Origin of the sequence: Achromobacter spanius (assembly GCF_039673305.1) — a bacterium.
Taxonomy (GTDB): domain Bacteria; phylum Pseudomonadota; class Gammaproteobacteria; order Burkholderiales; family Burkholderiaceae_B; genus Achromobacter; species Achromobacter spanius_F.
This window is the reverse complement of sequence record NZ_JBDJLJ010000107.1, coordinates 1-6036: the sequence shown is the minus strand read 5'-3', so window position 1 is coordinate 6036 and position 6036 is coordinate 1. Positions and strand designations below refer to the sequence as shown.

The 6036-nt window shown below is 68.5% G+C and carries 6 protein-coding genes; 2 read left to right on the top strand and 4 right to left on the bottom strand.

All coding sequences use genetic code 11. The features are described from left to right. The first annotated feature begins 289 nt into the window (after positions 1-289). Positions 290-775: a hypothetical protein gene (locus ABE485_RS30875; RefSeq protein WP_346519061.1), complete on the top strand. Its 486-nt coding sequence runs from the start codon at positions 290-292 to the stop codon at positions 773-775. Here ABE485_RS30875 and ABE485_RS30870 read toward each other — a convergent pair. Then, a complete protein-coding gene (locus ABE485_RS30870) occupies positions 750-1940 on the bottom strand; it encodes a trans-sulfuration enzyme family protein (RefSeq protein ID WP_346519060.1) in 1191 nt (396 codons plus the stop codon). The two genes, ABE485_RS30875 and ABE485_RS30870, sit on opposite strands and share 26 nt — an antisense overlap. 142 nt (positions 1941-2082) lie before the next feature. Between ABE485_RS30870 and ABE485_RS30865 the strand changes: the two genes are divergently transcribed. After that, positions 2083-3135: a hypothetical protein gene (locus ABE485_RS30865; protein WP_346519059.1), complete on the top strand. Its 1053-nt coding sequence runs from the start codon at positions 2083-2085 to the stop codon at positions 3133-3135. A 78-nt stretch (positions 3136-3213) separates the two neighbouring features. Here ABE485_RS30865 and ABE485_RS30860 read toward each other — a convergent pair whose 3' ends face one another. From ABE485_RS30860 to ABE485_RS30850, 3 genes are read right to left on the bottom strand one after another with little or no spacing between them, the layout of a single operon-like run. Then, the gene (locus ABE485_RS30860) at positions 3214-3870 is read right to left on the bottom strand and encodes a methionine ABC transporter permease (protein WP_346519058.1); all 657 of its coding nucleotides are present in this window, start codon (positions 3868-3870) and stop codon (positions 3214-3216) included. Beyond that, on the bottom strand, positions 3851-4954 hold the full coding sequence (locus ABE485_RS30855; RefSeq protein ID WP_346519057.1) for a methionine ABC transporter ATP-binding protein: 1104 nt from the start codon (positions 4952-4954) through the stop codon (positions 3851-3853). The genes ABE485_RS30860 and ABE485_RS30855 overlap by 20 nt, the downstream gene beginning before the upstream one ends. Positions 4955-4957: 3 nt before the next feature. Further along, on the bottom strand, positions 4958-5719 hold the full coding sequence (locus tag ABE485_RS30850; protein WP_346519062.1) for a MetQ/NlpA family ABC transporter substrate-binding protein: 762 nt from the start codon (positions 5717-5719) through the stop codon (positions 4958-4960). Positions 5720-6036: the final 317 nt, after the last annotated feature.

The following is a 6036-nucleotide window of genomic DNA, read 5'->3' as shown; positions in this document are numbered from 1 at the left end:
GCGGCGCCCCGCGTGCCCGCGGCGCGTTTCGCGGGCGCGGCGGCAACGTCCTGGTCGGTGGCTTGCGATGTCTTGTCTGTCATGGATCCTATCCTTGCTGCGCTGGTTCGCCAGATCCGCGCCGGCCGGCCAGTCGCCGGCGACCCGTCAGGCAAAAACGACTACCCTACCTTGCGCCGGGGCGCGCCAGATTGATGTGGATCAACGGTTGTAACATTTTTGCACCGACCCGACCCCATTACACTGCGCCTTTAGGCATTTCCGTCTTGGGCATACCCCTCGCGACACCATGTGGTCATTCATCAAGCGCATGCTTGCCGGCCCGCCGGCTCCGGAAGATCCCTTGCGCGAAACCGTGCGCTTCGATGACGCCGGCCTTACGCGCTCGGGCGAATTGGCGCAGGCCATGGGCCTGCAGACGTTCTGGCCCTGGAGCGACATCCAGGAGTTCGGGTTCGTGTTCACGCAGGCCATCTTTCCCGATCCGTGGTTCGGGGACCACATGGAAAGCCTGTGGTTCGTCCGCGTTCCCAGCGATGGCGGCGGGCTGATGCGGATGGACTTCGACGAGTCCGTGCTGGACATCGACCACCTGCCGCCCGCCCTGCTGCGCAACCTGCCAGGACTGGACATGGATGCGCTGCGGGCGGGGCTGGCCACCGCCGCGCGCGGCCTGCGCCATTTCGACGGCGCGGGCGAATGGGTGGCCTGGCGGCGCGCCGAGGCCGCGCCGCCCGCGCCGCAGGCGGCTACACGCGATCCAGGCCCTGCTTGAGGTCCGCCAGGATGTCCTCCGGCGTTTCCAGGCCGACCGACAGGCGCAGCAGCCCTTCGGACAGGCCGTAGCGCTCGCGGTCTTCGGCCGAGTAGCTGGCATGCGTCATCGATGCGGGATGCTGGATCAGTGTCTCCGGATCGCCCAGGCTGACCGCGATGCGCGCCAGCTTCAGGCTGTTGAGCAGCGTCCTTCCCGCGGCAAGGCCGCCCTTCAGTTCGAAGGCCACCAGGCCGCCGCCCGCCGCCTGCTGGCGCAGCGCGATATCCGCGCCCGCGGTGCCGGCCAGGCCCGGATAGAACACATCAGCCACCGCCGGATGCTCGCGCAGCAGCTTGGCCACCTTCAAGGCCGACTCGCTGTGGCGCTGCACGCGCAGCTCCAGCGTCTTGATGCCGCGCAAAACCAGGAAGGCGGTGAACGGCGACAAGGTGGCGCCGGTGAAATAGCGCAGCCCTTGCAGGCGGATCGCGTCGATGTGTTCCTTGCGGCCCAGCACCGCGCCGGCCAGCAGGTCGCCGTGGCCGCCCAGGTACTTGGTGGCCGAATGCAGCACGATATCGGCGCCATGCTGCAGCGGCCGCTGCAGCACCGGCGTGGCGAACGTGTTGTCGACGATGGTAAGCAGGCCCTTGCCGCGCGCGATGGCGGACACGGCCGCGATGTCGACCAGGCGCAGGTTGGGGTTCGCGGGCGTCTCGAAGTAGACCGCGCGCGTCTTGGGGCCGATGGCCGCGGCCACGGACTGCGGCCGGGTGAAATCGGCGAACACGGCGCGCACGCCAAAGCGTTCCAGCCCCTGCGTGAACAGCGTGAACGCGGTGCCGTAGACGATCTGGTCGACGACGATTTCATCGCCGCTGCGCAAGAGCGAGAACAGGGTGGCCGATATGGCCGCCATGCCCGACGCCGTCACCACGCCGGCCTCGGCGCCTTCCAGCGACGCCAGGCGTTCTTCCAGCAGGGCCTGCGTGGGATTGCGCGTGCGGCCGTAGACGTAGCCCTGTTTCTCGCCCAGCCGGATCTGGTCGAAGGCCTCGATGCTGTCCTGCGTGTAGGTGGACGTCAGGTAGAGCGGCGGCGACAGCGCGCCCTGCTCGTCCAGCGGGTCATAGCCCAGGTGGATGGCGCGCGTGGCGAAACCGTGTTGCGAGGTGTCGGACATCTTGGTGCTCCTGTCATGGGTGGACGCGAGGGCGCGTTCGCCCTTGCCTTGAAATCGTGGTTTGCCTTTGCGGCGCGCCATTGACGGGGCGCAGGCGAGTCTTTACATTGCAAAGCCACCCCTCCCGTTTTCCTGGCGCGCCATGAATGACCCGCAAGTGCCCGTGTCGCCCCCGGCCGAAACGCCCGCGGCCGCCGCGCCTTCGGATACGCGCGGACCGGCCGTGCCGCCGCCCCAGCCCGGCTGGGCGCTCAAGACCGCCACCGCCGTGGTGTACGCCGCGATCGTGGCCTGGAGCGTCTTCAGCAGAAGCCCCGACGGGCTGCCGGCCATCGCCACCCTGGCCGTCGGCTACGCGGTGATCCTGGGCCTCATCCTCTTTGCCGCCCTGGCCTTCTTTTCCCTTTGGCGCCGCTTCCGGACGCCACGCAACCGCGCGCGCGTGATGCTGGGCGTGGGCGTGTTCCTGCTGGCCGCCGTGGTGCCGCCCGTCGCGCAGCGCAACCACGACAGCCGCCAGCGCGACATCGCCAACGCCGAGATCCGCAAGGCCATCGACACGCTGCGCCAGCAGGCGGCCGGCGGCAGCGGCGCGCCCGAAGACGTGCCCGCCATCGACCCCGCGCCCAAGGCATCGGGCCCCTACGGCGAAATGGAACGCGCCATGAAGACCGTGGCGGGCGCGCGGCTGGCGCAGCACCGCGCCTATCTGCAGGAACTGCAGGAGATCGGCCTGCCGCGGCTGTTCGACGCGCGGCGGCTGGCGCGGGACGCCGGCCTGATCGAAAGCCGGCTCATCCTCGAGCAGGCCGAACGGCTCGTCCCCGGCTACCGCCAGCAAAGCCTCGAGGTCCTGAACGGCATGCCCGCGCTGGTGCGCTCGCTGACCATCGCCGACGCCGAGAAAGAAAAGATCCTGGCCGCGCTGCAGGCGTCCAACACGGCCAACCGCGCCAAGCTGGGCCGCCTCTGGGACCTGGAAACGCAGATCCTGCATGAATTCGGCCAGATGATCACGCTGCTGGACGACAACCGGCAGTACTGGTACGCGGACAAGAACGAACTGATGTTCGGCCGCGACGACGACCTTCGCCGCTTCCATCAGCACCAGGACGCGGTCAACCGGATGGTCGGCGAACAGGAGCAACTGGGCTCGCAGTCGCTGGCCGCCGTGCCGCAGCCGCCGGTGCCCTGAACCGCCGATTGCGCCGCGCAGGGTCCCGGGCCGGTTCATGCTGAACGGCGCCGCCCAGTGTGCCTGTCCCACGGCACGCTAACGCTTGTGGTCGGCGCGGCGCGACAGCCATTCGCCGGTGAACTGCACGATCGACACCAGCGCGATCAGGATCACGATCACCTCGAACATGACGCGGGTTTCGTAGCGCTCGTAGCCGTAGCGGATGGCCAGGTCGCCCAGCCCGCCGGCCCCCACCGCCCCGGCCATCGCCGATGCGTTGATCATGGCGATCACGCTGACGGTCATCCCGCCAATGATGCCGGGCAAGGCCTCGGGCAGCAGCACGTGGCGCACGATGTGCCAGCGGCGGCAGCCCATGGCGCGGGCGGCCTCCACCAGGCCATGGTCCACGTCGTTCAGGCTGACCTGCGCGATGCGCGCAAAGAAAGGAATCAGGTTGGCCGACAGCGGCACGATCGCGGCCCACGTGCCCAGCGTCGTGCCCACCAGGAAGCGCGTGAACGGCAGCATCGCCACCAGCAGGATGATGAACGGAATGGCGCGGAAGGTATTCACCGTGACGGACAGGGCTTTGTTCAGGCGCGGCCGGGGGTACAGGTTGCCCGGCGCGGTCACGGTAAGCACCACTGCCAGCGCCAGTCCGGACACGATCGCGATGACGGCGGAGATGCCGACCATCGTGAGGGTCTGCAGGAAGGCCTGCAGGTATTTATCAAGCATCGGCAGCGACATAGCCCAGCACCTTTATCTGATCGGCCACCAGCGCGGCGCGCGCGGCCTCTTCCTGCAAGACGTCCGCAGGCACCGACACCAGCAGGCTGCCTTGCGCATGGCCGCGCAGCCGGTCCAGCCCGCCGTGCAGCAGCGTCGCGCCCGGCCCCACCGCAGCCAGCGCCTGAAGCGACACGCCTTCCGGGCGCCCCTGCCCGGTGAATCGCAGGCGCAGCACGGCGACGCCGGGACGGCCCTGCAGATCCGGCACCAGCCGGGCCGCCAGATCCGCAGGCAGGTCATGCTGCAGGGGCCGCAGCAGCGCGCGCGTGGCGTCCGCCTGGGGGTTGCCGAACACGCGCCAGACCTCTCCCAGCTCGACCTTGCGGCCGGCGTCCAGCACCAGCACCTGATGGCAGACCTCGCGGATCACCGCCATGTCGTGCGTGATCAGCACCACCGTCAACCCCAGCTTGCGGTTGATGTCGCGCAGCAGCGCCAGGATCGATTGCGTGGTCTCGGGATCCAGCGCGGACGTGGCTTCGTCGCACAGCAGGATCTCGGGTTCATGGACCAGCGCGCGCGCGATGCCCACGCGCTGCTTCTGGCCGCCGGACAGCTTGGTCGGATACACGTCGGCCTTGTCGCGCAGGCCCACCATGTCCAGCAGCGCCTCCACCCGCGCCCGCGCGGCGGCCGGCTTGACGCCGGCCACGCGCAGCGGCAATGCGACGTTCTCGGCCACCGTCTTGGCGGACAGCAGGTTGAAGTGCTGGAAGATCATGCCGATGCGGCGGCGCAGGCCCACCAGCGCGTTCTCGTCCAGCCCGCCCACGTCCACGCCGTCCACCAGCACGCGGCCGGCGCTGGGGCGTTCCAGCATGTTGATTGAGCGCAGCAGCGTGGACTTGCCGGCGCCGCTGCGTCCGATGATGCCGAAGACCTCGCCGCGCGCGATCTGGAACGACACGTCGGACAAGGCGGCGACGGGGCCCGCGGGCCCCTGGTACTGCTTCTGCAGTCCCTCGAACACGATATGGGCGTCCAGGGCCGCGGGCGCAGGCGCAAGGCCGCCGCCCGGAATGGAAAGCTCGCGTTGCATCATGGCCTAGAAGACGGGGATGACGGAGCCTTCGTACTTGCTCAGGATGAACTGGCGCACTTCCTCGGAGTGGTATGCCTTGACCAGCGCGGGCACCCACGGCGCGTCCTTGTCCTTCTCGCGCACCGCGATGATGTTGACGTAGGGATTGTTTTCCTTCTTCTCGACCGCGATGCCGTCGCGCGTGGCGATCAGTCCGGCCTGATAGGCGAAGCTGTTGACGATGGCCGCGGTATCCACGTCCGGCAACGAGCGCGCCAGCACGACCGAGGCGCTTTCCACGAAGTTGAGCTTCTTGGGATTGGATGTCACGTCGGCCAGCGTGGCGGTGCCCGTGGCCGGGTCGAAGCCGTCCTTCAGCGTGATCAGGCCGTGGTCGCGCAGGACCACCAGCGCGCGGGTCTGGTTGCTGGGGTCATTGGGGATGCCCACCTTGGCGCCGTCCGGCAGGTCCTTGAGCGACTTGTACTTCTTCGAATAGAACGCGATGGGCGAGATCAGCGTGTTGGCCACCGGCACCAGCTTGTAGCCGCGCTGTTTGATCTGGTCGTTCAGGAAGGGGATGTGCTGGAAGGCATTGGCCTCTAGGTCGCCGTTGTTCAGGGCCTCGTTGGGGCTGGCGGTGCCGGTGATGACCACGGGCTCGACCGCCAGGCCGTTCTTCCTGGCCACCTGCGTCACCACTTCCCAGATCTGCTCGTCCACGCCGCCGCGCACGCCCACCTTGAGCGGCTTCGGATCGGCCGAGAACGCCGGGCCGTGGAACATGGCCGCCGAGGCCAGCACCGCGCCCAGCACGCGCTTGAAGACCGGCGCCCATGCGCGCGCCTGCCGCGCGCCGACGGCCGCGCCTTCGTTCCCGGACGTCCCGGCGGCAAGAATACGGATAGTCATGATGGAATCGCCTCTAAGTCAACGCAGTTATGAGAGAGACGATTCTAGGGAGGGGACTTACGTGCGCGAACGAATAGTTGGTTGAGTCGTTATTACAGGGATCTTTGGATATGGCGGCGCGGCATATGCCGCGCCCGGCGCGCCCGGGGCCCGCGCGACCGGCGGGACCACCACCAGCGTCACGAAGCCCG